4 protein-coding genes are annotated in these 2,373 nt (G+C 64.5%); all 4 read left to right on the plus strand.

The genetic code is table 11. The features are described 5' to 3' along the window. Positions 1-397: ArsR/SmtB family transcription factor (locus tag ACIPIA_RS14415; protein ID WP_400510541.1), on the plus strand; the 397-nt coding region annotated here is incomplete at its 5' end. 20 nt (positions 398-417) lie between these two features. Next, positions 418-852 (plus strand): SRPBCC family protein, encoded by a 435-nt coding sequence (locus tag ACIPIA_RS14420; RefSeq protein WP_400510542.1) that lies wholly within the window; start codon positions 418-420, stop codon positions 850-852. Positions 853-931: 79 nt separating this feature from the next. After that, complete coding sequence (locus tag ACIPIA_RS14425; protein ID WP_400510544.1) at positions 932-1,684, plus strand: DUF899 domain-containing protein; 753 nt, start codon at positions 932-934, stop codon at positions 1,682-1,684. A gap of 90 nt (positions 1,685-1,774) precedes the next feature. Next, on the plus strand, positions 1,775-2,373 hold a 599-nt coding region (locus ACIPIA_RS14430), incomplete at its 3' end, for a DUF1428 domain-containing protein (protein WP_400510545.1).

Consider the following 2,373-nt stretch of genomic DNA (forward strand, 5'->3'; position numbering starts at 1 on the left):
GCCCAGCCGAACCGGCTTGACGGGCACCGATTGCGCGGTTAAACTTAACTCAATGGTTAAGTTTCAAGAGGCGCTGCTCGACCGCACCTTCTCCGCGCTGGCGGACCCTACGCGGAGGGCCTTGCTGGCGCGGCTGGAGCATGAGGACGGGCTCTCCGTCAGCGAACTGGCGAAGCCGTTTCCGGTCTCGCTGCCGGCGATCATGAAGCATCTCGACGTTCTGTCTGACGCCGGGCTGGTCACGCGGACCAAGACGGGGCGCACCGTGTCCTGTCGTCTCAACGCCGAGCCGATGGAGGAAGCGATGGGGTGGCTGGCGCATTATCAGCGCTTCTGGACCCGGAGGCTGGATGCGCTGGAGGCTCTGCTCGAAGCGCGCCGCAAGGGCGAGGACTAGGAAGGGAAGGGAACGGGCGCATGCACCAACAGGTGACGCCGAGCCTCACGATGAAGCGCCGCCTCAATGCGTCGCCGGCCGAGGTGTACAAGGCCTGGACCGATCCGGAACTGCTCGTGCGCTGGTTCGGGCCTGAGAACGTGGTGGCACAGGAGGCCGAGCTCGACCCGCGCGTCGATGGCGCCTACCGCGTCGTGATGATCGAGGACAATGGCGAGCGCCACGAGGTGTCGGGGCGCTATCTCGACGTCGTCGAGAACGAGCGCCTTGTTTTCAGCTGGTCCTGGGTGACGACGCCCGAGCGAGTCTCGCGCGTGACGGTCACGTTGAAGCCCGCCGGGGAGGGCACCATCCTCACCCTGCTGCACGAGAAGCTGTTCGACGATGCCGCGGTGCGCGGCCACACCCACGGCTGGACCGGAACCATGGAGAAGCTCGAGGCCTATTTCGCCTGAGGCGAAACGCGCCGGCCCGATGCGGCGGCGCGCGAAGGACCGCAGGCACGGGTCGGCGGAAAGCACAGGAGAGGAGACGATGGAACACAGGATCGTATCCCGTGAGGAATGGCTTGCCTCGCGCAAGGCCCATCTCGCCCACGAAAAGGAGCTCACGCGGCGGCGTGACGCGCTTTCGGCTGAGCGGCGCGCGCTGCCCTGGGTCCGGATCGAGAAGGATTATGCCTTCGACGGCTGGGATGGCCCGCTGTCGCTGGCCGACCTTTTTGCCGGCAGAAGCCAGCTGATCATCTATCACTTCATGTTCGGCCCTGGCGCCAGGGAGGGCTGCCCGAGCTGCTCCTTCCTCGCCGATCACTTCGACGGTGCCAACCTGCATCTGAAGCACCACGATGTCAGTCTCGTGGTGGTCTCGCGGGCGCCCTATGCCGAGTTCCAGACGTTCCGGCATCGCATGGGCTGGGATTTCCCCTGGGTGTCTTCAGCCAACAGCGACTTCAACCACGATTTCCACGTCTCGCCGAGCCCGGCGGAGAAGGCGGCTGGCCGCTACGAGTACAATTACGAGATGCATGAAGGTGAGGGCGGCGAGATGCCGGGCTTCAGCGTGTTCTATCGCGACGAGGCCGGCGAGATCCTCCACACCTATTCGACCTATGCCCGCGGGGGTGATCTGCTGATCGGGGCGCATAACTTCCTCGATATGACGCCGAAGGGCCGCAACGAGGGCTGGACCATGGACTGGGTGCGCCATCATGACCGCTATGAGAGCGAGCTGAAGGGCGCAGGCGAGTTCCAGCCGCTGCTCGTCAGCGCATCCTGCTGCGGGTAAAGGAACGATCTGCGCAGAACGAAGTTAGAAATAGAGTTGATATCAACGTTTTAGAAGGCCGCGCCGGCGGCCACGGATGAGGAGAGTGCAATGGCTTATGTCGATGGTTTTGTCGTCGCCGTTCCTGCTGCGAACAAGGACGCGTATCTCAAGCAGGCCGCCGATGCCGCGCCGCTGTTCAAGGAGTTCGGCGTCAGGCGCCATGTCGAGGCTTGGGGCGACGACGTGCCGGATGGCAAGGTCACGGATTTCAAGGGCGCCGTGAAGGCGACGCCGGACGAGGTCGTGGTCTTCTCCTGGTTCGAATATCCCGACCGTGCGACGCGCGACGCAGCCAACGAGAAGATCATGAGCGATCCGCGGATGAAGCAGATGGGCGAGACCATGCCTTTCGACGGCAAGCGCATGATCTACGGGGGCTTCGCTTCGCTTCTCGAAAAAGGCAAGGGCGGGCAGGCGGGCTACATCGACGGCATGCTCTCGCCGGTGCCCGGCGGCCGCAAGGCGGATTTCCACGCTTTCGCCGCCGAGGGGGCCGCGCTCTTCGAGGAGCATGGCGCGCTGCGTGTCGTGGATGCCTGGGGCGACGACGTGCCCGATGGCAAGGTCACCGATTTCAAGGGCGCGGTGAAGGCTGAGCCCGGCGAGACCGTGGTGTTCTCCTGGATTGAATGGCCGTCGAAGGCCGT

It is taken from the genome of Allobosea sp. CER48, assembly GCF_044752385.1.
GTDB lineage: Bacteria > Pseudomonadota > Alphaproteobacteria > Rhizobiales > Beijerinckiaceae > Allobosea.

Bases quoted from the DNA above. Each gene is read 5' to 3' on its own strand.
- ACIPIA_RS14420 (WP_400510542.1), top strand. From the start codon at position 418: ATGCACCAACAGGTGACGCCGAGCCTCACGATGAAGCGCCGCCTCAAT.
- ACIPIA_RS14425 (WP_400510544.1), top strand. From the start codon at position 932: ATGGAACACAGGATCGTATCCCGTGAGGAATGGCTTGCCTCGCGCAAG.